At 71.6% G+C, this 22,502-nt stretch carries 20 protein-coding genes, 1 tRNA gene and 1 pseudogene; 7 read left to right on the top strand and 15 right to left on the bottom strand.

Translation table 11 applies throughout. The features are described 5' to 3' along the window. Positions 1-14 precede the first annotated feature (14 nt). Entirely contained in the window at positions 15-566 is a 552-nt protein-coding gene (locus tag OIE74_RS25120) for a lytic polysaccharide monooxygenase auxiliary activity family 9 protein (protein WP_329387330.1), read from the top strand. Between the two features lie 121 nt (positions 567-687). Here OIE74_RS25120 and OIE74_RS25125 read toward each other — a convergent pair whose 3' ends face one another. The 5 genes from OIE74_RS25125 to ehuB all read right to left on the bottom strand — a co-directional run bounded on the left by OIE74_RS25125 (position 688) and on the right by ehuB (position 4,829). Continuing rightward, positions 688-1,446: an IclR family transcriptional regulator gene (locus tag OIE74_RS25125; RefSeq protein ID WP_329387332.1), complete on the bottom strand. Its 759-nt coding sequence runs from the start codon at positions 1,444-1,446 to the stop codon at positions 688-690. Positions 1,447-1,701: 255 nt separating this feature from the next. Continuing rightward, positions 1,702-2,526 (bottom strand): ectoine/hydroxyectoine ABC transporter ATP-binding protein EhuA, encoded by an 825-nt coding sequence (ehuA, locus tag OIE74_RS25130; protein WP_329387334.1) that lies wholly within the window; start codon positions 2,524-2,526, stop codon positions 1,702-1,704. Further along, positions 2,516-3,166, bottom strand: a complete 651-nt coding sequence (gene ehuD / locus OIE74_RS25135; RefSeq protein WP_329387336.1) for an ectoine/hydroxyectoine ABC transporter permease subunit EhuD — start codon at positions 3,164-3,166, stop codon at positions 2,516-2,518. Before ehuD ends, ehuA begins: the two co-directional genes overlap by 11 nt. After that, on the bottom strand, positions 3,163-3,909 hold the full coding sequence (gene ehuC / locus OIE74_RS25140) for an ectoine/hydroxyectoine ABC transporter permease subunit EhuC (RefSeq protein WP_329387338.1): 747 nt from the start codon (positions 3,907-3,909) through the stop codon (positions 3,163-3,165). The genes ehuD and ehuC overlap by 4 nt, the downstream gene beginning before the upstream one ends. After that, entirely contained in the window at positions 3,906-4,829 is a 924-nt protein-coding gene (gene ehuB, locus OIE74_RS25145; RefSeq protein WP_329387340.1) for an ectoine/hydroxyectoine ABC transporter substrate-binding protein EhuB, read from the bottom strand. Before ehuB ends, ehuC begins: the two co-directional genes overlap by 4 nt. Before the next feature lie 172 nt (positions 4,830-5,001). On the opposite strand from ehuB, the gene OIE74_RS25150 reads away from it, so the two are divergent. Continuing rightward, complete coding sequence (locus OIE74_RS25150; protein WP_329387342.1) at positions 5,002-5,502, top strand: DUF3830 family protein; 501 nt, start codon at positions 5,002-5,004, stop codon at positions 5,500-5,502. Between the two features lie 29 nt (positions 5,503-5,531). Here the strand turns inward: OIE74_RS25150 and OIE74_RS25155 are convergent, their stop codons facing one another. Both OIE74_RS25155 and OIE74_RS25160 read right to left on the bottom strand, forming a co-directional pair. Beyond that, the gene (locus OIE74_RS25155; protein ID WP_329387344.1) at positions 5,532-6,941 is read right to left on the bottom strand and encodes an amidase; all 1,410 of its coding nucleotides are present in this window, start codon (positions 6,939-6,941) and stop codon (positions 5,532-5,534) included. Then, positions 6,934-7,884: a D-2-hydroxyacid dehydrogenase gene (locus OIE74_RS25160; RefSeq protein WP_329387346.1), complete on the bottom strand. Its 951-nt coding sequence runs from the start codon at positions 7,882-7,884 to the stop codon at positions 6,934-6,936. Before OIE74_RS25160 ends, OIE74_RS25155 begins: the two co-directional genes overlap by 8 nt. Before the next feature lie 131 nt (positions 7,885-8,015). Here OIE74_RS25160 and OIE74_RS25165 point away from each other — a divergent pair, with 131 nt between their 5' ends. The 4 genes from OIE74_RS25165 (at position 8,016) to OIE74_RS25180 (ending at position 12,033) form a co-directional block, all read left to right on the top strand. After that, positions 8,016-9,017: a maleate cis-trans isomerase family protein gene (locus OIE74_RS25165; protein WP_329387348.1), complete on the top strand. Its 1,002-nt coding sequence runs from the start codon at positions 8,016-8,018 to the stop codon at positions 9,015-9,017. Next, a complete protein-coding gene (locus OIE74_RS25170; RefSeq protein ID WP_329387350.1) occupies positions 9,014-9,733 on the top strand; it encodes a maleate cis-trans isomerase family protein in 720 nt (239 codons plus the stop codon). The genes OIE74_RS25165 and OIE74_RS25170 overlap by 4 nt, the downstream gene beginning before the upstream one ends. Before the next feature lie 161 nt (positions 9,734-9,894). Beyond that, a complete protein-coding gene (locus tag OIE74_RS25175) occupies positions 9,895-10,956 on the top strand; it encodes an LLM class flavin-dependent oxidoreductase (protein ID WP_329387352.1) in 1,062 nt (353 codons plus the stop codon). A 147-nt stretch (positions 10,957-11,103) separates the two neighbouring features. Beyond that, the gene (locus OIE74_RS25180; RefSeq protein WP_329387354.1) at positions 11,104-12,033 is read left to right on the top strand and encodes an NAD-dependent epimerase/dehydratase family protein; all 930 of its coding nucleotides are present in this window, start codon (positions 11,104-11,106) and stop codon (positions 12,031-12,033) included. Positions 12,034-12,054: 21 nt separating this feature from the next. Here OIE74_RS25180 and OIE74_RS25185 read toward each other — a convergent pair whose 3' ends face one another. Beyond that, complete coding sequence (locus tag OIE74_RS25185) at positions 12,055-13,875, bottom strand: putative bifunctional diguanylate cyclase/phosphodiesterase (RefSeq protein ID WP_443076222.1); 1,821 nt, start codon at positions 13,873-13,875, stop codon at positions 12,055-12,057. 397 nt (positions 13,876-14,272) lie between these two features. On the opposite strand from OIE74_RS25185, the gene OIE74_RS25190 reads away from it, so the two are divergent. Beyond that, the gene (locus OIE74_RS25190; protein WP_443076380.1) at positions 14,273-15,547 is read left to right on the top strand and encodes a M6 family metalloprotease domain-containing protein; all 1,275 of its coding nucleotides are present in this window, start codon (positions 14,273-14,275) and stop codon (positions 15,545-15,547) included. A gap of 87 nt (positions 15,548-15,634) precedes the next feature. Here the strand turns inward: OIE74_RS25190 and OIE74_RS25195 are convergent. From OIE74_RS25195 to OIE74_RS25225, 7 genes and pseudogenes are all read right to left on the bottom strand, one after another. Beyond that, positions 15,635-15,708, bottom strand: a tRNA-Lys gene (locus OIE74_RS25195). Next, positions 15,699-16,454, bottom strand: a pseudogene (locus OIE74_RS25200) (bifunctional DNA primase/polymerase). Before OIE74_RS25200 ends, OIE74_RS25195 begins: the two are co-directional and overlap by 10 nt. Before the next feature lie 144 nt (positions 16,455-16,598). Next, the gene (locus tag OIE74_RS25205; protein ID WP_329387362.1) at positions 16,599-16,946 is read right to left on the bottom strand and encodes a hypothetical protein; all 348 of its coding nucleotides are present in this window, start codon (positions 16,944-16,946) and stop codon (positions 16,599-16,601) included. 278 nt (positions 16,947-17,224) lie between these two features. Continuing rightward, the gene (locus OIE74_RS25210) at positions 17,225-18,580 is read right to left on the bottom strand and encodes an AAA family ATPase (RefSeq protein ID WP_329387364.1); all 1,356 of its coding nucleotides are present in this window, start codon (positions 18,578-18,580) and stop codon (positions 17,225-17,227) included. Then, positions 18,577-20,286 carry a hypothetical protein gene (locus OIE74_RS25215; protein ID WP_443076223.1) on the bottom strand — a complete coding sequence of 570 codons (1,710 nt, stop codon included), beginning with the start codon at positions 20,284-20,286 and terminating at the stop codon, positions 18,577-18,579. Before OIE74_RS25215 ends, OIE74_RS25210 begins: the two co-directional genes overlap by 4 nt. Next, a complete protein-coding gene (locus tag OIE74_RS25220; RefSeq protein ID WP_329387366.1) occupies positions 20,277-21,554 on the bottom strand; it encodes a hypothetical protein in 1,278 nt (425 codons plus the stop codon). Before OIE74_RS25220 ends, OIE74_RS25215 begins: the two co-directional genes overlap by 10 nt. Then, positions 21,454-22,473 carry a phosphatase PAP2 family protein gene (locus tag OIE74_RS25225; protein WP_329387368.1) on the bottom strand — a complete coding sequence of 340 codons (1,020 nt, stop codon included), beginning with the start codon at positions 22,471-22,473 and terminating at the stop codon, positions 21,454-21,456. Before OIE74_RS25225 ends, OIE74_RS25220 begins: the two co-directional genes overlap by 101 nt. Between the last annotated feature and the right edge of the window lie 29 nt (positions 22,474-22,502).

A 22,502-nucleotide genomic window follows, 5' to 3' on the forward strand; every position in this document is an offset into this window, starting at 1 on the left:
GATTGGTCTGGACCGTGGCGGGCGTGTCCCTGCTCGCCACCGGCAGCGCGACCGGTCACGGCTACACCGACTCACCGATCAGCCGTCAGAAGCTGTGCCAGAACGGCACCGTCACCGGATGCGGAAACATCCAGTGGGAGCCGCAGAGTGTCGAGGGCCCGAAGGGCTTCCCGGCCGCGGGTCCCGCCGACGGAAAGATCTGCGCGGGCGGCAACGGCCAGTTCGCGCAGCTCGACGACCCGCGTGGCGGCAACTGGCCCGCCACCAGCGTCTCGGGCGGGCAGTCCTACAGCTTCCGCTGGCAGTTCACCGCCCGGCACTCCACGTCCGACTTCCGGTACTACATCACCAAGAACGGATGGGACCCGAACCAGCCGCTCACCCGCGCGGCCCTCGACCCCCAGCCGTTCATGACCGTGCCGTACAACAACATGCAGCCGCCGGCCACGCTCGTCCACCAGGGCACGATGCCGGCCGGGAAGACCGGCAAGCACATCGTCCTGGCGGTCTGGAACGTCGCGGACACGTCCAACGCGTTCTACGCCTGCTCGGACGTCACGTTCTGATCCACCTGATCGAGATCCATCAGCATGTGACCGGCGAGGGTCTGCTTCATCGCTGACGGGCCGGGCCGTCGTACGTGGGGTGTGTGCCGCACCCCGCCTGCGGCGGTCCGGTCCGAACGTCCTAGATCGCCAGCGAGAGCACCACCGGGGCCGCGCCCCTGTTGAGCGTGTCCGCCGCCGAGCGCAGCCGGTGCGCGTGCTCGATCGGCATCGACAGCGCCAGACAGCCGACCGACGAGCCCGCCGTCAGCGGCACCGCCGCGCAGACCGTGCCCACCGCGTACTCCTGGAGATCCAGTATCGGCACCGTCGGCGGCTGGCTGTCCAGCTTGGAGAACAGCACCCGCTCGCTGGTGATGGTCCGTGAGGTGAGACGGGCGATCTTGTGCCGGGAGAGATGGTCCCGGCGGCTGTTCTGGTCGAGCTGGGTCAGCAGGCACTTGCCGACGGCGCTCGCGTGCGCCGCCGAACGGAAGTCCACCCACTCGTTGACCGCGGGCGCGTCAGGGCCGTCGGCGATCTGCGTGATCTTGACCTCGCCGTCGATGTACCGGCTGATGTAGACCGCCGCCCCGACCGAGTCGCGCAGCTCGCGGAGCGTGTCCTGGAGCTTGGTCTCCAGGGCCTCCTCGCGGGTGGCGCCGGAGCCGAGCAGCACCAGCGAGTCCCCCACCACGTACGCCCCGTCCGCGAGCTGCTCCACATAGCCCTCGCGGCACAACATCGCCAGCAGCGGGGCGAGATGGCCGGTCGGCAGGCCCGTCTCGCGGGCGATCTGGGCGTCGGTGACGCCACCGGTGTGGTTGGAAACCGTTTCGAGGACGCGCAGGACGTATTGCACCGAGTGGAACGGCGCGGTCGGCTCCGGCTTCAGCGCCACGGTTTCCCCCTAGCAGGTTGTGACCGCAAGCTTCTTTACCACGATAACCGTCAAGAGCCCTTTCCGGGGCGGCTGTTGAGCAGAATCACAACCCGTCCGGCCCGCCCATCTGGGGCGTATCGCATGGGCATATGCCAGCGTCACTACCTTCGTTCGGGAGGCCGGGAAAACGGGGGAACCCGGTCCGCTTGATCGGACCGGGTTCCCCCGAATTCGGCGCGCCCGTCGCCTGCGTGAACGCGCCGGGCGTACGCCCTACAGCACCGCGCTCAGGAACTCCCTCGTGCGCTCGTGTTCCGGTTCGCTGAAGATCTTCTCCGGCGGTCCCGACTCGATGACATGGCCGGCGTCGAACATCAGTACGTCGTCGGAGATGTCCCGCGCGAAGTTCATCTCGTGCGTCACGCACAGCATCGTGATGTCCGTCGTGTGGGCGATGTCCCTCAGTACGTCGAGGACGCCCGCGACCAGTTCCGGGTCGAGCGCGGACGTGACCTCGTCCAGGAGCAGGACCTGCGGCCGCATCGCGAGCGCCCGCGCGATCGCCACCCGCTGCTGCTGCCCGCCCGAGAGCTGACTCGGGTACGCGTCGCAGCGGTCCCCGAGCCCCACCAGGTCGAGCAGACCGCGCGCCCGCTCCTCGGCCTCGTCGGGGGAGAGGCCGAGCACATGCACCGGCGCCTCGGTGACGTTCCGCAGCACCTTCATGTTCGGGAAGAGGTTGAACTGCTGGAAGACCATGCCTATCTTCTTGCGCACCTCACGGACATGGCGGTCGCCGGCGGGGACGAGCCTGCCGTCCTTCTCCTCGTGCGTGAGGTAGTCGCCGGCCACCTTGATGGTGCCCTCCTCCGGCTTGATCAGCGTCATCAGGAGTCTGAGGATCGTCGTCTTGCCAGATCCGGAGGCGCCGATCAGCGTCACGTGCTTGCCGGAGTTGACCGTGAAGTCCAGTGAGTCCAGGACCGTGTTGGCCCCGAAGCGTTTGGTGACCTTGTCGAAGCGGATCAGCTCGCTGCCGTCGGCGACGGGATTGGCCGTTTCCTTCGAGGTGTTGAGGGGAGTGCTGTCAGCGGACAAGGCGACGCTCCAATGCTCGCATGAGAAGGGATGCCGGATAGGAGATGACGATGAAGGCCACACCCACGACGGTGAAGACCTCGACCGTCAGGAAGGTCTGGGAGGCGAACTGGCGTGCCTCGCCCAGCATTTCCAGTACTCCGATGACGAACAGCATCGGAGTGTCCTTCAGCATCGCGATGACGTAGTTGCCCAGCGCGGGCACGACGCGCCGGATCGCCTGGGGCAGGATCACCGCGCCCCAGGTGCGTGACCTCGGCAGGCTGAGCGCCGTGGCCGCCTCCCACTGGCCGACCGGGACGCCGTCGATACCGGCGCGGTAGACCTCGGCGGTGTACGTCGAGTAGTGCAGGCCCAGGCCGACCACACCGGTGACCATCGCGCTGAGCGTGAGACCCCACTCGGGGAGCACGTAGTAGAGGAAGAACAGCTGCACCAGCAGCGGGGTGTTGCGGACGAACTCGGTGATGACGTTCACCGGCCAGCGCACCACCGCCAGGCTGGAGCGCTGGGCCATGGCCCACACGAGACCGAGCGCGAAGGCGAGCAGCGCGCCCAGGACCAGCGCCTGGAGCGTGACGAGCAGGCCGTCCCAGAACATCGGCATGAAGTCGCCGACCGCGGACCAGTCCCAGTTCATCGGCCCTCACCTCCGGCGGTCGCGGGGGTGGCGTCCTGCCGGGGGATCTCGATCTTCCGGCCGAGCAGCCGGGACCTCTTCTCCGGGCGTTGCCCGATCCCGGCCTTCGCCTGCCGTTCGAGGACACGCATCCCGCGCGTGAGGACAAAGGCGAGCACGAAGTACATCAGCAGGATGACCGTGTAGACGGGGGCGCTCTCACCCGTCGCGTTGCGCACCAGTGACGCGCCGAAGGCGATGTCGGCCACGCCCATGACGGAGACCAGTGCCGTGCCCTTGAGGAGCTCGATCAGGAGATTGTTGAACGGCGGGATCATCTCCGGCCAGGCCTGCGGCAGGATGATCTTCCGCAGCTGCTGCGCGGGCGTGAAGCTCAGCGCGATCCCCGCCTCGCGCTGGGCGGGAGCCACGGCCCGCACCGCGCCCCGGACGACCTCGGAGCCGTACGCCCCGTAGGTGAGCCCGAGCGCCAGCGTCGCCGCCCACAGCGGGACGAGCTGCCAGCCGAAGCCCAGCGGGAGCACGAAGAAGATCCAGAACATCAGGATCAGCGCGGACGTGCCGCGGAATATCTCGAAGTACGCCCCGGACACGAAGCGCACGATCCACAGCCGGTGGGAGCGGGCGAGTCCGACGGTCAGCGCGACCACCGCGGCCAGCGCCGCGCTGAAGACGGTCAGCTGGACGGTGATCCAGACGCCGTTGAGGAGTATTTCCCAGAGACCCCAGGTCATTTCGCTCATGGCGCGCACTTCTCCTTGGCGGTGATGGTCGTCATCTGGTCCTTCGTGAAGCCGAAGGGCCGCATGATCTCCAGGAGTTCACCGCTCTTCTTGAGCTTGTGCAGCTCGCGGTTGAAGGAGTCACGGAGGTTGGTCTCCGGTGAGCGGAAGGCGAAGCCGCCGACGTCGATGACGGGCTTGCCGTCCACGATCGGCGTGACCTCCTTGGTCGCCTCGGCCTTCGTGCTCTCGGTCTCCTCGATGACGTTGAACACCGTGACCGCCGTACCGGCGAAGACGTCGACGCGGCCCTGTTCGACGGCGAGCAGTCCGGCCAGCTGGTCGGGCAGGGTCGTGATGCTCTTGACCCCGGCCTCCTCCGCATAACCGATCTCCGCGTAACCGACGCCCGTCGCCATTCTGGCGCCGGCCTCGGCGATGTCCTGGTAGCTGTTCAGATTCTTCGGATTCCCCTTCGGCACGATGAACGCGTCGAGCATCTGGTATTCGGGGTCGGCGAAGATCACCTGTTCACAGCGTTCCGGGTTGATGTACATCCCGGCGGCGACCACATCGAACTGGAGCGAGTTCAGTCCGGTGATCAGCGAACCGAACTCGGTGGCGAAGGGCTGGACATTGTCCACGCCCAGCTCCTTGAAAATGCGCGACGCGATCGCCGGGGCCGAGCCCGTCATCTCGCCGTCCTTGCCGATGTAGCTGTACGGCTGCTCACCGGCCAGCCCGAGGCGCACCGTCCCCTTGGCGCGCAGCTGGTCCAGGAGGGTTCCCCCGTCCCCGGCGTCGGCGGTGGCCACGCGGCTGCATCCGCTGGTGGCTCCGACGGCCCCCGCGACACCGAGTGCCGCGGCACCCGCGAGCAGCGAACGGCGCCGGAGCCCGCTTCCTGTGCTTCGTGTGTTGTTCCCCTTTAGTGGAGCCATAGGCGCGCGGCTACCCGGATCGTCCGAGGGTATGCGGATCATTTTCGGACCGATATGCCTATCGTTACCCGCGGGGAGGCGGGTCCGTCCGGCCCGGCATTCGCGCGGCCGGGGCGGGTATTCATGGCCGGACACCGGCTGTACCGAACCGACGAGAAGGGCGCGAAGACCAATGAGCGAGCGCTTCATCGAAGTCTCCCTGGACAAGCGCGGAGTGCGCTGCACCGCCAAGCTCCTCGACGAACTGGCCCCGATCACCTGCGCCGCGGTGTGGGACGCGCTGCCGCTGGGGGGTGACGTCTACCACGCCAAGTACGCGCGCAACGAGATCTACGCGCTGATGCCCGGGTTCGCGGCGGAGGAGCCGCCGCTGGAGAATCCGACGGTCACTCCCATCCCGGGCGATCTGTGCTATTTCACCTTCTCGGACGTGGTGCTCGGCACCACGTCGTACGGGTACGAGGAGAAGGCCGCCCACCGGGGCCGCCGTACCGTCGTCGACCTCGCGCTGTTCTACGAGCGCAACAACCTGCTGATCAACGGCGATACGGGGTGGATCCCCGGCATCGTCTGGGGCTCGGTGGTCGAGGGGCTGGACGAGATGGCGGAGGCGTGCCAGGACCTGTGGCGCGCGGGCGCGACGGGGGAAACGCTGAATTTCAGGCGCGCCTGAGCGCGGGGCGACTGCCCGCAGGACGGGGCCTACGCGCCGGTGGGAGCCGGGAGCGATGCCGCGCCCGACTCGTACAGCGCGTGTGCCGCCCGCATCACCAGCGCGTCCGCGTGACGGGCACCGATCAGCTGGAGGCCGATCGGCAGCCCGTCCGCGTCCACCCCGCACGGCACGGTCGCCGCGGGCTGCTGGGTCAGATTGAAGGGGTACGTGAACGGGGTCCAGCCGGTCCAGCGGTGGTGCCCCGAGCCCTTCGGCACCTCGGCGCCCGCCTCGAAGGCGGTGATCGGCAGGGTCGGCGTGACCAGCAGGTCGTACGTCTCGTGGAACCGGCCGAGCCGCCGGCCCAGCTCCATCCGCGCGTCCACGGCCGCCAGATAGTCCAGCGCGCTCGCCCCGGAACCCGTCGCGACGATCTCCTTCAGCCCCGGGTCGAGCAGCTCGCGCTGCGCGTCGCCGAGCGACTGCGTCACCCGGGCCGCGCCCGTGAACCACAGCGTGTGGAACGCCTCCACCGGGTCCGAGATGTCCGGGTCGGCCTCCTCGATGTACGCGCCCAGCTCCGCGAGCCGCGCCACCCCGCGCCGTACCGCCGCCGCCACGTCCGGCCGCACCGCGACCTGGCCGCCGAACGACGGCGAGTACCCGATCCGCAGCCCCGCCACCCCGTCGGCCAGGACGGCGCCGATGCCCGGCGCCGGGGCGAGCTGCGACCAGTCCCGCCAGTCCGGGCCGCTGATGACGTCGAGCAGCAGCGCGGCGTCGGCGGCGTCCCGCGCCATCGGACCGGCGTGCGCCAGCGTGCCGAACGCGCTGGACGGGAAGAGCGGGATCCGCCCGTAGGTGGGCTTGAGCCCGAAAATGCCGCAGAAGGACGCGGGGATCCGGACCGAGCCGCCGCCGTCGGTACCGATCGACAGCGGAGCCGCGCCGAGCGCCACCGCCGTCGCGCTGCCGCCGCTGGACCCGCCGGCGGTCCTGGACAGGTCGTACGGATTACGGGTCACCCCGCTCAGCGGCGAGTCCGTGACACCCTTCCAGCCGAACTCCGGTGTCGTGGTCTTGCCGACGAGGACCGCGCCGTGCTCGCGCAGCCGCGCCACCGCGGGCGCGTCGTCGTTCCAGGGACCGGCCGGATCGACCGTCCGGCTCCCGCGTAGGGTCGGCCCGCCACGCTGGAGGAACATGTCCTTCACCGAGACGGGGACCCCGTCGAGCAGCCCCCGGGGCTCCTTCCCGCGCCACCGGACGGTGGACTCCTCGGCGGCGGCCAGCGCCGCATCGGCGTCGACCCGGACGAAGGCGTTGACGAGCGGTTCGATCGCCTCGATCCGGTCCAGCGTGGCACGCGCCACGTCGACCGGTGAGAAGTCGCCTCTCTCGTAGCCGGCCAGCAGCTGTCGAGCGGTGAGATCGGTCAGGAACATGGACTCAGTCATGCATGGGGACGTACCCACGTTTCTTGTCCACCACGTTAGGCAATGGCTTTCCGGACGCCCAGATGTCGTAAAGCTCGACGAACTGCTCGCCCAGTCGGTCGCGCCAGCCCACGGTGTCGCCGCTCATGTGCGGCGACACGATCAGGCCGGGCACGTCCCACAGACGGCTCTGCGGATCGAGCGGCTCGGCCTCGAAGACATCGAGGGCCGCGCCCGCGATCCAGCGCTTGGACACGGCGTCCACGAGCGCGTTCTCGTCCACGAGCTGACCGCGCCCCACATTGATGAAGCGCGCGGACGGCTGCATCAGACCGAAGAGACGCGCGCCGAACATGCCGCGCGTGCTCTCCGTGAGCGGCGCCGCGCAGATCACCCAGTCGGACCGGGTCAGCAGCCGGTCCAGCTCGTCGGCGCCGTGGATACCCGGGCGCGCCGTGCGGCCGGTGACCGCCACTGTCAGGCCGAGCGCCCTCAGCGTGTCGGCGACCGCCCGGCCGATCGGACCCGCGCCGACGACGGTCGCACGGCTGCCGGCGACCCGCAGTCCCTCACGGTGGCGCCAGCGCCGCTGGCGCTGGAGTTCGAGAGTTCCCGGCAGATCCTTGGCCATGGCAAGGACCAGAGCCGCCACGTATTCGGCAATGGGCTCCTCGAAGATGCCACGGGCGTTAGTCACCAATGTTTCGGAGTTGATCAGCTCGGGACTGAGCAGCCGGTCCACACCGGCGCTCGCCGTGTGGACCCAGACCGGCCGTGGGCCGTCCCCCGGCCAGGCGAGCCGGATCGCGTCCGAAGTGAAGTCCCACGCCAACAGGACGTCGGCCAGGGGGAGTTGAGCGGCGAGGGTGGAGTCGTCCGCGTACACGACCCGGGCTCGGCCGGTCAGCCGGCCGAGGCGCGGCGGCGGATCGGCACCCAGGACGAGAAGGGTTGGTTCGGCCATCGGGAGTGCCCTTCTGAGCGGGGCGGGGATTTCCCCGAGGAAAACTCTTGCAACGTATTTCCTGTGCGGATTGACCACGCTCGCATTTACCTCCTACCGTCGTCAACAACAGCCAAAAGGGGGGCCGTGCCATGGATGTCTCCTTTCTGGGCGGACCGCAGCCGCAGCGTGGTGTCGGTGTGGTCGCCCCATTCGATTTCGCTCTTGATCGTGAACTCTGGCGTTGGATGCCGGACGAGATCTCGCTGCGCCTGACGAGGACGCCCTACGTCCCCGTCGAGGTGTCGCTGGACCTTGCCCGCCTCGTGAGTGAGCACGAGACCCTCGGAGAAGCGGTGCGGGCCCTGGGAGCGTCCGAACCGGAGGTGATCGCGTACGCCTGCACGTCCGGCAGCTTCGTCGGCGGTGTCGTCGGCGAGCGGGCCATGACCGAGGCGATGACCAGGGCGGGCGAGGTGCCCTCGCTCACCACGTCGGGCGCGCTCCTCGAAGCGCTGGAGGAGCTGGGCGCGAAACGGATCGCCCTGGTCACGCCCTATACGGAGTCGGTCACCGAGTCGCTGGAGGACTACCTGGCGGAGGCCGGGGTAACCGTCACGGGTCGCGCCTTCCTGGGGCTGACCCGGCACATCTGGAAGGTGCCGTACCGGTCGGTCGTGGACATGGCGCGGCAGGCCGTCGTCGGTGCGGCCGACGCGCTGTTCATCAGCTGCACGAACCTGCCGACGTACGACGCGATCCCCCAGTTGGAGGCTGAGCTGAGGATGCCGGTGCTGTCGGCGAACCAGGTCACGATGTGGGCGGCCCTGCGCAGAATCGGCGCGCACGCGGTCGGCCCGTATCAGGGCCTGCTGCTCGACCCGCCTCCGGTGCGCCACGTGCCTACGCTGGAAGTAATGGGAGACCTCTCCGAGATCTCGGACATTCCCGTGGTCCCGATCTCCGAGATCGCCCGGATCAACGAGATCTCCGAGATCGGCGACATCCCCGGCATGGCGGAGATGGAGCGGGCGGAGAAGGAGCGGATGGAACCGGTCCAGCAGATGCAGGACAGCCAGCCGGGCCAGCCCGGTGAGTGGGCGCAGCCCTCCCAGCCGGACGCTCCGACCGAGGAACAGGAAGGGTGGACATGACGACCGTCGGACTTCTCTACCCCGGCCACTCCGCCGAGGACGACTACCCCCGGCTGGAGATGCTCTTCGACAGCGACATCAGACTGCCCCTCGTCCACACCGACATCGGCGAGGACGCCCACCGCGTGGACGCGCTCCTGGAAATGGGCTCGGCGCGGCGGCTGGCGGACGGTGTCGAGGAGCTGCGGATGGCGGGCGCCGAGTCCGTGGTCTGGGCGTGCACGAGCGGCAGCTTCGTGTACGGCTGGGACGGCGCGCACGAGCAGGCCCGCACGCTGGCGATGGAGGCGGGACTGCCGGCTTCGAGCACGTCCTTCGCCTTCGCGCACGCGGTCCAGGCGCTGGGCGCCCGGAAGGTCGCGGTCGCCGCGACGTATCCGGAGGACGTCGCTGGCTACTTCGCCGCCTTCCTGAAGTCGGCGGGCATCGAGGTGGTCTCCACGCGCGGCAGCGGCATCATCACGGCGGCCGAGGTCGGCACCTGGGGCCGGGACGAGGTACTGGCCCTGGCCCGGGAGGGTGACCACCCGGACGCGGAAGTCCTTCTCCTGCCGGACACGGCGCTGCACACCGTGGCGTATCTGCCGGAGCTGGAGGAGGCCGTGGGCAAGCCGGTCCTCACCGCGAACCAGGTCACGGTCTGGGAGGGCCTGCGCCTGGTCGAGCGGCACGCGTGGGCCCCGAAGCTGGGGACGCTCTTCGCGAGCCGGGAGTAGGCGCGGATCTTGGGGCTCACCGGGTCCGGTCCTCGGCCTGGTGCCGGGTGCGGGTGCGGTCTTGGTCTGGTGCGGTCCTGGTCCGGTCCCGGGAATAAAACGGAGCCGTCCTCCTGTTGGCGGGAGTCGTACTTGATTTCCGCTCAGGAGGGCTCCCACCGGTGGTTGACGCAATTCGAGGTACGGCGCTGGGCACCGCGCCCGTGCCGCTGTCCGTACTGGACCTGGTCACCGTCGGCAGCGGGAGCACCGCACGGCATTCGCTGCTGACCAGCGTCGAGATCGCCAAGCTGGGCGAGCGCCGGGGCTACGGGCGGCACTGGGTCGCCGAGCACCACTCGATGCCCGGTGTCGCCTCCTCGTCGCCGGCCGTGATCCTCTCCCACCTCGCCGCCCACACCGAGCGCATCCGCCTCGGTTCGGGCGGCGTCATGCTGCCCAACCACGCGCCGCTCGTCATCGCCGAGCAGTTCGGCACCCTGGAGGCACTCGCCCCCGGGCGTGTCGACCTCGGGCTCGGCCGGGCGCCCGGCACCGACGGGGCGACGGCCGCCGCGCTGCGCCGCACCGACCGGCTGAACGAGGGCGCCGACGACTTCCCGCAGCAGCTCGCCGAGCTCACCCGCTTCCTGGACGACGACTTCCCGAACGGGCACCCGTACTCCCGCATCCACGCCGTCCCCGGACCCGTCCAGGGCCCCGCGGCCCGGCCGCCGATCTGGCTCCTCGGCTCCTCCGGCTTCAGCGCCCGGCTCGCCGCCACGCTCGGGCTGCCGTTCGCCTTCGCGCACCACTTCTCGGCGCAGAACACCATCCCCGCGCTCGACCTCTACCGTGAGTCCTTCCGGCCGTCCGCCGTGCTCGACGCCCCGTACGCGCTGATCGGCGTCGCCGCCCTCGCCGCCGATGACGAGAACGAGGCCCGCCGCCAGGTCCTGACCGGCGCGCTGTCGATGCTGCGGCTGCGCACCGGGCGCCCCGGGCTCGTCCCGACGCCCGAGGAGGCGGAGGCGTACAGCTTCAGCGCGCAGGAGCGCGACTTCGTGGACAGCTGGCTGACGAACATCGTCCACGGCACCCCGGACGCCGTCCGCGCCGGCCTGGACGACCTCCAGAAGCGCACCGGCGCCGACGAGCTGATGCTCACCGCCAACGCCCACGGTGCCGAGGCGCGGCTGCGCAGCTACGACCTGATCGCCGACGCGTACGGCCTGCCGGCCTGACCACGGGACGTACCGCGCGTCCGGACCCGGGCTCCCACCCACAGGTGGGAGCCCGGCGCGCGGTACGCGAGGATGCTCGGTGACACGCCCGACGGCCGCTCGCGGACCCGCCGGGCACGCACCGGGATACGGAACAGAGGTCGAGCCATGTCGCTGCATGTCGTCGTCGGCGCGGGTCCCGTGGGCACGGCCACCGCCCGCCTGCTCGCCGACTCGGGCGACCGAGTCCGCCTGATCACCCGCTCCGGCGGCGGCCCCGAGCACGAGGGCATCGAGCGGGTCGCGGCCGACGCCTCCGACGCGGCCACCCTCACCCGCCACACCGCGGACGCCACCACTCTCTTCAGCTGCGGCGGCCCGGCCTACCACCGGTGGGCGACCGACTGGCCGCCGCTGGGCGCGGCGCTGATCGGCGCCGCCGAAGCCAGTGGCGCCGTGCTGGTCACCACCGGGAACCTCTACGGGTACGGACCCGTGGACGCCCCGATGACCGAGCAGACGCCCCAGCGGCCGAACTCCGTCAAGGGCCGGGTCCGCGCGAAGCTGTGGGCGGACGCGCTCGCCGCCCACGAGGCGGGCCGGATCCGTACCGCCGAGGTGCGCGGCTCCGACTACCTCGGCGCCGGAGTGACCTCCACCGCCACCGTCCTGCTCCTGCCGAAGGTGCTGGCCGGGAAGAAGGCGTCGGCGCCCGGGGACCTGGACGCGCCGCACAGCTGGACGTACGTGGGTGACGTCGCCCGCACCCTGGTGGCGGTCGCGGCGGACGAGAGCGCCTGGGGCAGGCCCTGGCACGTACCGTCCCCGCCGCCGGTGTCCGTGCGCGCCCTGGCCGTCCGCGCCGCCGAACTGATCGGGGCCCCGGCCCCGCGCCTGGCGGCGATTCCCGCGCCGCTGCTCAGGATCGCCGGGCTGTTCAACACCGACGCCCGCGAGGTCTGGGAGATCCGCTACCAGAGCGCGGCGCCGTTCGTGCTCGACTCGTCGGCGGCCACGGCGGCTTTCGGCATCACGCCCGCCTCCACCGACGACGCGCTCCTGGAGACCATGAAGGACCTGCGGGCCCGCGCCGCCTGACCGCAAGTGGCGGGGCCCGAGTCAGACCTTCAGCGGTCCTGCCCCGATCATCTCCGCGATCAGCTCCGGCCCCACCGCCCGCGAGTACAGCCAGCCCTGCCCGGTGTCGCACCCGATCCTGCGCAGGCGCGCCGCCTGCCCCGCCGTCTCCACGCACTCCGCCGTGACCGTCAGGCCCAGCCGGTGGGCGAGATGGACCAGCGTCTCGACGATCGTCTCGTCCGCCGGATTGGGGTGCGCGCCCCCGTCGTAACGGAAGCCCCGTACGAAGGAGCCGTCCAGCTTCAGTACGGAGACGGGCAGCCGGCTCAGATAGGCGAGGTTCGAATAGCCGGTCCCGAAGTCGTCGATGGCGATCCGCACGCCCATGTCGCTCAGCGCCTGGAGTGCCTGGAGCGGCCGGCCCGCCGAGCCCATCACCGCGGACTCGGTCAGCTCCAGTTGCAGCAGACACGGCGCCAGACCTGTCTCGGCGAGGATCGCGGCCACATCGGCCACCAGGTCGGAGTCCCAGACCTGCCGTACGGCGACGTTGACGCTCACGAACAGCGGGCGCTCCGCCGGGTGGTCCCGCTGCCACTGCCGGGCCTGGAGACACGCTGTACGCAGCACCCACCGCCCGAGCTGCACGATCGAGCCGTCCTCCTCGGCGATCCCGATGAAGCGGTCGGGCGCGAGGACACCGAACTGCGGATGGCTCCAGCGCACCAGCGCCTCCACGCCCTGGACCGCTCCGTCGGCCATCCCCACCAGCGGCTGGTACTGGAGCACGAACTCCTCACGCTCGACCGCCGGACGCAGCGTGGACGACAGCGCCTGGCGGGTCATCCGGTGCGCGTTGCGCTCCGGGTCGAAAAGGGTCCAGCGTGCCTTGCCGTCCGCCTTCGCCCAGTAGAGCGTCGTGTCGGCGACCTGCATCAGACCGGTGGGAGTGGTGCCGTCGGCGGCCCGTTCGACGACGCCGATGGACGCCGAGACCGAGAGCCGCTGGCCGGCCAGGTCGAAGGGGAGCTGGAGCGCGGCGAGTACGGTGCGGGCGAGGTCGGCGAGCTGTTCCGTACCGGCCGAGTCCTCGACCAGGACCGCGAACTCGTCGCCGCCGAGGCGTGCCACGAGATGGCTGCCGCCGCGGCTGTGGCCGTCGCTGTCGGCGCACTCGGTGAGCCGGCTCGCGACGGCGGCGAGCAGCCGGTCGCCGACCCGGTGCCCGAGGGTGTCGTTGACGGCCTTGAACCCGTCCAGATCGAGGTAGCAGAGACCGATCCGCCCTGTTCTGCCATGGTCGTACGACGATTCGAGCGCGGCGGAGAGCCGCTCGAAGAACAGCGTGCGGTTGGGGAGCCGGGTCACCGGGTCGTGCATCTGGAGGTGCCGGATCCTGGCCTGGAGTTCGCGCCGCTCGCTGATGTCCGAGAGGGAGAGCAGCACGGTGCCGCCGTCGGGCAGGGGCGCGACGGTGACCTCGGCCCAGAGCGTGCGGCCGTCGGGGTGCTTGAGGCGGCGGGTGCAGCGGAAGCGGGAGCGGCGCCCGCGCAGCACTTCGTGGTACGCGTGCCAGGTCCGGTCGTCCGAGGCGAGGTCGACCAGGTCGGCGGCGGCCCGGTCGCGCAGCTCGGCGCGCTCGCTGCCGACCAGTTCCGCGAGGGCGTCGTTGGCGGTGACGACCGTCCCGCGGCGGTCCACGACGGCCATGGGGAGCCGGGCGGCGTTGAAGGCCGCGCGGTAGTCGCGCAGGTCGCGGTCGGCGCGGTCGGCGCGGTGGCCGGCGGGGGTGGGCTGGACGGGCGCGGGGCGGGTGAGTGCCCGCAGCTCACCGAGGGCGAAGCCCGTACCGTCCAGCATGGCCAGAGCATCACGTTCCGTAACCGAGGGTGCGCCGGAATCGGGTGCCGCGACTGCCGCGGCCCGCGGCCTTTCGGAGATTCCGCTCACGGCTCGCTCCCGCGGTGCTGTGGTGTCGTACAGGGGGTGATTCGGGATGGTCGGCGCAGATAAGTCTGCCGATCATAGAGGCCGGGCGGCAGGCCGTTCCAGCTCCCGGCGGTGAACCCGGGCGCGCGAGGTCGACGCCGGGGCGCCGGACGATCGTTTCTGCGCGGCTGCGGCGCGGGATGTACGAGGGATGTCTCCGGCCTGACCGATTGTGACTTTCCGTGGTCCACCGGGGGTGTCGCCCCGCTCACCCAACCGGTCCAGGGAAACAGGGCGTTCTCCGGCGAAAAGGCACAAGGTGGGTGAGCTGTCCCGCATTCCACAGCCGGAGGTCCACGTGGAGCGTCGCCCGACACGCGGGGGAGTGGAACGGCCACGCCTGCGCAGTACCGCCGCGGCCTTCACCTCCCTCGTCGCGGTCGCCGCCACCTCACTGGTGGCCGGCCCCGCCGTGGCGGCGAACTCCGCCGGACCGTGCGCCCTGCCCCGTACCGCGGCGCACCACTCGCTCGGCCTCGACACCTGGAACGCCTCCTACCCGCGCCCGGCCACGACCCTCGACGCGGTCATGGTCTTCCTGTCCTTCCCGGACTCGGAGCCACGGCTCGACCCGGCCGAGCTGGTCTCCGACCACTTCCCGGCGACCAGCAGATTCTTCGAGCGGGCCTCGTACGGGAAGTTCGTCCTGCGCCCGCACCCCCGCCTCCGGTGGATCGACATGCCCCGCCCCTCCACGGACTACGCCATAAGACGCGACTGGGAGCCGGAGATGCGCACCACGTATCTCCGGGACGCGCTGGCGGTCGCCGATCCGGTGATCGACTTCTCGCGGTACGACCTCGTCTATCTGGTCGCCGATCCGGACGCGCCCGGCGTGGACTCGGACGCGACGAAAGTGGTCAACTTCGACCGTCCGCTCACCGCGGACGGCACGGACATCAAGCGCGTCGTCACCGTCTTCGAGCGCCATCCCCCGGACCGCAACGTGCTGGCCCATGAGACCGGACACGTATTCGACCTGCCCGACCTCTACCACCGGCCGACCGACGGCAAGGGCGACTGGGACACCCACGTCGGCGACTGGGACGTGATGGGCAGCCAGTTCGGGCTGGCTCCCGATCTGTTCGGCTGGCACAAATGGAAGCTGGGCTGGCTCGAAAGACGGCAGGTCAGCTGTGTGAAGCCGACCGGCACCAGCATGCTCACCCTGGAACCGCTGGACACCGCGCCCCCGGTCGGCGCGAGCGCCGGGACGCGGCTCGCGGTGGTCAGGACGGGCGAGAACTCGGCCCTGGCGATCGAGGCGCGCGGCTCCACCGGGAACGACTCCACCACCTGCACCGAGGGGGTGCTGATCTACCGGGTGCGGGGCGAGGCCGAGTCGGGCGGCGGTCCCATCGAGGTGGTGGACGCCCACCCGGACAGCGAGGCCTGCTGGGACCAGTCGGTCTACCCGCCGCTGGCGGACGCGCCGCTGGGGGTCGGGGAGACGTTCACGGTGCCGGGGGAGGGCACGAAGGTGGAGGTGGCCGACCGTACGCCGGCCGGCGCGTGGACCGTGAAGGTCACGACGGGGGTCTGAGGCCACGGGGGTCTGAGGTCACGACGAGGTCTGACGTCCGTACGTACGAAAAAGCCCCCCGCTCTCGCGAGGGGCTTTCCCTGTCTGTGCGCCGCCAGGGACTCGAACCCCGGACCCGCTGATTAAGAGTCAGCTGCTCTAACCAACTGAGCTAGCGGCGCCTGCTGACGTCGTAGACCTTAGCACCAGGATCGGTGCGAAGAAAAATCGATATGACAGGCCCCGAATGGCGCTGGTGCGCTGCTCAGGGGCGGGAACCCGGCAGGCTCGTCACCGCCTCGGCGCGGGGGCGGGTGACCGCCGTCCGTAACGTGGGACGGCCCGCCCGCACACACGCCCACAGCAGCACCTCCGGGCCCGGCAGCCATGGATGACGGGTGTCGGGGGCGACCACCCAGCGCGGCGCCGCGCCATTGCCGGGGACCAGCGGCGGTACGGTCACGGCGTCGCCGGAGCCGTGGCAGAGCAGCGGCGGTACGGTCGGCGCGCGGCCCTCCGGCGCCGAGCGCCCCCACTCCTCCCAGGCCAGCAGCGACGGCAGACGCTGGGCGGTGCCGGGGGCCGCGAACAGCATCATCCGGCCCCGGTGCGTGGCGACCGGCCCGGAGCCCGGACCGTCGGACCACAGCCGGTCGAGCATGCGCCTGCCGAAGATGGCGGGCACGTTGACGACGTCGAAGACGGTGCCGCAGGGCAGTACGCCGGGCGCGGTCGGCCGGGCCTCCCAGAGGGCGAGCGTGGAGCGGGGGTACGGCTCGGCGGAGGCGAGCCATCCGGCGCCGGTCGCGGTGACCTGCGCCGCGTGGTGGCGGCCTTCCTCGCGGAGAAAATCGAAGATGTCGGTCCGGCGCTCGTCGTCGCAAGCGCCCGGACTCAAAGGGGATTCATCTCGCAGCCATGCGCTCATGACACTTATATCTACCTGGAGTAACCGGCCGAATCCCGGTAGTTGCCGGAAACCGGGACAGGGTGGTGCGGGAGGGCGTAACCTGCGGCCCGGCATATGCCAGGTGATCGGCCGGCAGGGGCCCGCCGGATGTCCGGTAAGGGGTCACTCCCCCGGCGCGCGCCCGTTGCGGAGCAGATCGCGCCCGAACTCCACCATCTTCTTGGCGTAGTCCTCGGTCCACTCCGCCCGTGCGGCGATGTCCGCGGCCGTGAGCCGGTCGAACCGCCGCGGGTCGGCGAGCTGGGCGGCGGCGAGGGCCTGGAACTCCACGGCCCGGTCGGTCGCGGCCCGGAAGGCGAGCGTCAGCTCGGTGGCCCGGTCCAGCAGCGTGCCCGGGTCGTCGATCGACTCCAGGTCGAAGAAGTGCTCCGGATCGGAGACCGCCTCCGACGGCTCGAACAGCAGCGGGGCGGGCCGCAGCCGCCGCTGACCCGACTCGGATTCCGCCATGTGTTCCTCCTGCTTGCTCCTGGTGCGGGTGCCTGGGATGTCGTACGTGCCGCCTCGGCCACCGTCCATTGTCCCGCCCCGCGCAAGTGGGCCTCCGCAGCTTCCGGCGGCTCGGCCTCGTGGCCACTGTCCGGCCTCAGGGCTGCCAGGGCACGCGGTGTTCCGCCAGGTGGGAGAGGACCGCGTGGTTCGCCTCCCAGCCATCGGGGCTGTGTCTGTTTGCCGCCTCCGGCGGCGTGCCGGACTCCGTCCGGCGTTCGGGTCCCGCTGGGCCGGCTTCAGGGTTGCCAGGGCACGCGGTGTTCCGCCAGGTGGGAGAGGACCGCGTGGTTCGCCTCCCAGCCATCGGGGAACTTGATCGTGACGCCCAGCTGGACCGGCTCCGTCGAGGGGTGTTCGTCGAGCAGTTCCGGGACGCCCGCGCGGCAGACCACGATGCACGCGTGGCGGTGCCGGGAGGCCAGCACGCACAGGCGGCCCGTCTCCAGATGGAACGCCGTCGCGTCCGGGCGGCCCGAGAGCGGGTGCAGGACCACCGTGACGTCGAACTCACGGCCCTGGAGCCGGTTCGCCGTGTCCACGGCCACCCCCGTCACGCCCAGCGCCGCGAGCGCCGCGCGGACCGCCGCCGCCTGGTCGCGGTGCGCCGTGCCGACCGCGACGCGGTCGGCCGTCAGCGGCGCCGCCCCCGGGCCACGCTCGCCGGTCGTCGCGCCACCCCGGTCCAGCAGCCGGCGGACCACCAGCGCGACCGCCCGTACCGCCTCGGGGTCCGTACGGGGCGTACGCCGCGCGGGCAGCTCAAGCAGGCCCCAGCCGGACGCCGCCGCCTCGTCCACCACCCGGTCCGGGCCCGACCCGTCCGACGGGACGGCGAAGGTGAGCCGCCGGTCCGCCGGGCCCGTACCGCTGCGGAACGGCGTGTACGGGTAGAACGCGTCCGACACCAGCGGCGCGGCCGACGCGGGCAGCCGCCACGACACCGGGAGCCGGTGCTGCGGCAGCTCGGGATTGTGGGCGAGCAGCGTGGCGACCGCGCTGGCCGACGGGTCGTAACTGAGCCCCGCCCACTGGTCGGCACCGACCACGCTGAACGGGTCCAACTGCCCCGGGTCGCCCACGAACAGCGCCCGCTCGAAGAGCCCAGCGACGGCGAGCAGCGCGTCCGAACGCATCTGGTACGCCTCGTCCACGATCGCGTGCCGCCACGGCTCCACGCCCTGCACGTGCGCCCACTTGGCGGCCGTGGACACCACGACGTCCAGGCCCGCGAGATCGGCCGCCTTCGCCGACTTCCGTACGGAGGGCAGCTCGTCGAGCGACGGGTCGTAAGGGTCCGGGTCGTTGCTGTGCAGCCGGCCCACGGGCAGGTCGGGGGCCTTCTCGGCGAGCCGTGAGACGAGGTCGTCCACCTGCGCGTTGGTCTGCGCGACGACCATCAACGGCCGCCCCGCCGCGGCCAGTTCGAGCGCGGCGCGCACCACGAGCGTCGACTTCCCGGCGCCGGGCGGCGAGTCGACGACCACGCCCCGGTACGCGCCGTGCAGCGTGTCGTACAGGATCGCGTCGGTGGCCCGCGCGGCCTCGGCACCGGGGTCGAAACCGGCCCGGTCGGATGCGGTTGTGGCGGTCACAGGAAGTCGTCCTCGGTCACCGGGTCGGGAAGGGGCAGCGGGAGCGACGGCGCGGGCGCGTCGTCGGCGGGCGTACGGGACTCAGGAACGTGTACGGCTCCGAGGACGGGACCGGCAGCGCCTGCGTCACCGGCACCGGGTCCGGCCCCCGCACCCTCCGCCCCCGGCGGCCCCCCGTGCGTCCACGGCGTCTCCTCGGTCGACGGCAGCTTCGGACCCCCGCGCTGGTCGTGTTCGAACAGGGTCCAGGCGATCCGGTCGCCCTTCTCCGGGACCGACCCCTCGGCCGGTTCCCTGCCACGGCCCATCCGGTCCGTCAGCCGCACGACCAGCATGCCGTGGCCCCCCGGCTCCCAGCCGACGAACTCCGCCGACTGCGGTTTGCCGTCCAGCGAGCGGTAGACCTTCGTGCGCTCGCCGAGCTGCGGCAGGTCCTCGGTCTGCAGGGTGACCAGGGGGCGCGGACTCGGCCGCTTGCTCTCGCTGTAGGCCATCACCACGTCCGTCACCTCCCCGACGAACGCCTCGCCGGAGAGCCTGCGCCCGGCCAGCACCAGCGGGTCGTCCAGCGCCTCCTGCGCCTCCAGCTGCGCCTGTGCCGTCTCCCGTGAGGCCAGCTTCCGCGCCGCCGTCACCGCGTCGTCGTGCCGGGGCTGCGGCGGTTCGCCGGAGCGCACCCGGTCGCGATGGCCCGTGAAGGACCAGCGGTCGCGCGTCCAGCGGTCGGCGACCCGCGCCCCCTCCGGCAGCTCCCGCAACAGGTCGAGACCCCGCCACACCGCGTCCCACGTGGGCCGCGCCTGGCTCTCCAGGAGCTTCCGGATCTCCCGTTCGGCCCTGGTCAGCCGGCCCAGTTGCTCGTCGGCGCCCAGGCCGTCCTCGGCGGCCCCGAGCGACTGACGCGCCCGGTCGTACTCGTCGATCGCCGGTGCCAGCAGCCTGTTGTCGAACGCCGGGTCCGTGGCCGGGCCCGCGGGCGGACAGAGCAACTGCCCGCGCCTGTCCCGGGCCGTCTCCGCACGCAGCGCCGCGTCCCGGCCGGACCCGCCGTCCGGCGGGTCGATCCAGGCCAGCAGCGCGCCGAGATGCTGGTCCTCCAGGTTGGACTGGCCGGTCGCCCAGTGCCTGTTGAGCAGATCGGTCGCCGCCAGCAGCAGCGACGACCCCGGCACCCGCGCCCGCTCGCCGTAGTGCGTCAGCCAGCGGCCCAGCAGGGGCACGCGCGCGGGCGCCGGATACGGCGTGTCCGGGTCCTGCTCCGCCGTACGCCGGAACCGCATCGACCTGCCGAGGAGCTGTACGAAGTCGATACCGGGCCGGTTCGGCACGATCAACTGCGGTGCGTCCACGCAGAGTTCGACCTCGACCTTGACGCGCTTGCCCGTCTCCGGGTCGGTCTCGCCGCGTTCGGCGGGCTCGACATCGTCCGCGTACGCGTCCAGATGCGGCAGCAGCGCCTCCGCCAGATCGGCGAGGAAGGCGAACCGCAGATCACGGTCGCGGGGCTGCGCCACGGTCAGCAGACGGGGCGACTCCCGGTCCGTACCGACGAGCGCGCCGAGCGGGGCACCGGCCTCACCCGCCGTTGTGAGCGGGACGAAGACCAGCGGGCGGTCCGAGAGCCGCCGGTGGCGCACGGTGGTCAGCGGTCGCGCGCGCCCGCTCTCCACCGCCTCCAGCCGGGCCAGGGTGTTGATCAGCGACATCCGGCCACCGCGCCTTCCGGAAGGGAGTCCGCGCCGTCCAGGAGGGAGTCCAGGCCCTCAGGGACGGACTCCAGCGCCTCGGCGCGCAGCGCGGCGGCCCGGCGCAGCGCCACGACCGTCGGATCGTCGTCGGCGACCCCCGGCGCGCTCTCGCCGCGCGCCGCCGCCAGGACGGCCCCGACCGTCGTCAGGCCGCCCAACTCGCCCCGTACACCCCGTCCCAGCGCCTCGACGGCACCGGCCGAGCGGGCCTGGCCCCGGCAGTGGAAGGCCAGCTCGCACGCGGCCAGACACTCCGGCGCGTACGCCGCCGAGACCGCGTCGACCGCCGCCGTCAGCTCGGCCGGTGAGCAACGCCCCGGATCGAAGCTGGTGCCCTCGGGCAGGGTCGCGGCGATGTCCTCGATCCTGGTGAGCCGGGTCAGCTGCCGCCGGGTCACCGACAGTTGTTTGCGTACGTCCACGACCGAGGCGGTCGGCAGGTTGGAGAAGTCCCTGGGGCAGACCAGCAGCACCGAGTGGTCCACCCGCGCGCCGGTCACCCGCGCGGCGACCCGCTCCAGCGCCAGCACGTACACGGCGGCCTGCCGCGCGGCGGCGCCCACCTTCGACGGGTCGGCCGAACTGTCGATCATCGGGAAGGACTTGATCTCCACCACGATCCACCGGCCGTCCGGACGCACGACCACCGCGTCCGGTTCCAGATAGGCGGGCGAGCCCGCCACCTCCAGCGCGAGCAGCGGGTGCACCAGCAGTGTCCACGCGGCGGACCCGGGCACGGAGCCGGTCGCGCCGGCCGCGTCGGTCGCCTCACGCAGCGCCAGCGCCGTACGCGCGACGCGTCCCTCGGGACCGGCCGCCGTCAGATCGGGGACACGCACCTCACCGGGCACCGGCGGCGGCGCCCCCGCGCCCATCCGCTCGTGCAGCAGCCGCAGCAGCTCCGTACCGCCGTCGGCCTTGACGCGCGCCTCGAAGGCGTTGCCCCGCATGAAAGCGAACTGCGACTGCCCGAACGGCGCCGGCGAGCCGAGCGCCGCCGCCAGCGCGGTCTTGTCGACCCCGGCGCCGTCCAGCAGCGCACGGCGTCCGCACCCGGGGTTGGCGGCGAGAGCGGCCAGCGCGCGGGCGTCCAGCGGATGCGGCGCGACGTCCGGTCCGCGCAGCTCAGCGAGCCGCTGCCGGAGCGTCGCCGGTCGCGGCTCCGGTACTGCCGGGGTTGCCGGTGCTGCTGTTGGTGCGGGTGCGCTGCCCGGGGAATCGCTCACCCGCGGAAGTCTCGCATCCGTCACTGACATTCGTGTGTGCGACCGGGTCGGCCGGGGAGTTCGCCGGACTCTTCGCGACCGTGACGGAACCCCCCTTCGACGACAGCCGTTCCTCGGACGCCGCCACCCGCACCAGCCTGCCCACCAACGCGTACCGGCCGGTCGCGCGCGCCCACCCCCGGTCGGCCGCCCGCAGCACGGGCCCGGTCAGCATCGCGCCCGCCGCCATCACCGCGGCCCCGGCGACCGCGTCGAGGAAGTAGTGGTTCGCCGTTCCCATCACCACGATCACGGTGACCAGCGGATAGAGCGCGCCGATGAAGCGGAGCAGCGGCGCCTTCCCGTGCCGCCACAGCAGCACCCCGCACCACAGCGCCCATCCGACATGCAGGCTCGGCATCGCCGCGTACTGGTTGGTCATCCCGCCGAGCCCGCGCGGTGCGCTCGCCTCGGCGCCCCACCAGCCGTACGAGCTGTACTGCGCCATCGTGTCGACGAAGCCGTAACCGGCCTCCAGCAGCCGGGGCGGGCAGGTCGGAAGGAAGACGAAGCCGATCAGGCCGAGCAGGGTGGAGGCCATCAGCCAGGTGCGGGCCGCCCGGTAGTGCGCGGGGCGGCGCCGGAAGAGCCAGATCAGGACCGCGGGGGTGACGACGTAGTGCAGCGAGGCGTACATGAAGTCGGCGGGTATCCCGAGGGCCGGGGTGTCCGTGAAGAGCCGGTTGAGGGGGTGTTCGGCGTTCAGGAAGAACGCCTTCTCTATTCGGAGAATCGCCAGACCGTGGTCGACGGCCGTCGACACATCGCCTCGCGCCATGACCCGGCCCACCGAGTACGCCCCGTACAGCACCGCCAGCAGCAGGAGTTCGGCCCACCAGCGTGGCCGGTGGGCGGTGCGCGCACGGTCGGTCTGCCGCATCCGAACGTTCTCCCTCATGCTTTACGCGG

The sequence above is a fragment of the Streptomyces sp. NBC_01716 genome, from assembly GCF_036248275.1.
In the GTDB taxonomy this organism is placed as follows: domain Bacteria; phylum Actinomycetota; class Actinomycetes; order Streptomycetales; family Streptomycetaceae; genus Streptomyces.

Bases quoted from the DNA above. Each gene is read 5' to 3' on its own strand.
- ehuD (WP_329387336.1), bottom strand. From the start codon at position 3,166: ATGAACTGGGACTGGTCCGCGGTCGGCGACTTCATGCCGATGTTCTGG.
- ehuC (WP_329387338.1), bottom strand. From the start codon at position 3,909: ATGAGCGAAATGACCTGGGGTCTCTGGGAAATACTCCTCAACGGCGTC.
- ehuB (WP_329387340.1), bottom strand. From the start codon at position 4,829: ATGGCTCCACTAAAGGGGAACAACACACGAAGCACAGGAAGCGGGCTC.
- OIE74_RS25150 (WP_329387342.1), top strand. From the start codon at position 5,002: ATGAGCGAGCGCTTCATCGAAGTCTCCCTGGACAAGCGCGGAGTGCGC.
- OIE74_RS25155 (WP_329387344.1), bottom strand. From the start codon at position 6,941: ATGACTGAGTCCATGTTCCTGACCGATCTCACCGCTCGACAGCTGCTG.
- OIE74_RS25160 (WP_329387346.1), bottom strand. From the start codon at position 7,884: ATGGCCGAACCAACCCTTCTCGTCCTGGGTGCCGATCCGCCGCCGCGC.
- OIE74_RS25165 (WP_329387348.1), top strand. From the start codon at position 8,016: ATGGATGTCTCCTTTCTGGGCGGACCGCAGCCGCAGCGTGGTGTCGGT.
- OIE74_RS25170 (WP_329387350.1), top strand. From the start codon at position 9,014: ATGACGACCGTCGGACTTCTCTACCCCGGCCACTCCGCCGAGGACGAC.
- OIE74_RS25180 (WP_329387354.1), top strand. From the start codon at position 11,104: ATGTCGCTGCATGTCGTCGTCGGCGCGGGTCCCGTGGGCACGGCCACC.
- OIE74_RS25185 (WP_443076222.1), bottom strand. From the start codon at position 13,875: ATGCTGGACGGTACGGGCTTCGCCCTCGGTGAGCTGCGGGCACTCACC.
- OIE74_RS25205 (WP_329387362.1), bottom strand. From the start codon at position 16,946: ATGGCGGAATCCGAGTCGGGTCAGCGGCGGCTGCGGCCCGCCCCGCTG.
- OIE74_RS25215 (WP_443076223.1), bottom strand. From the start codon at position 20,286: ATGTCGCTGATCAACACCCTGGCCCGGCTGGAGGCGGTGGAGAGCGGG.
- OIE74_RS25225 (WP_329387368.1), bottom strand. From the start codon at position 22,473: ATGCGGCAGACCGACCGTGCGCGCACCGCCCACCGGCCACGCTGGTGG.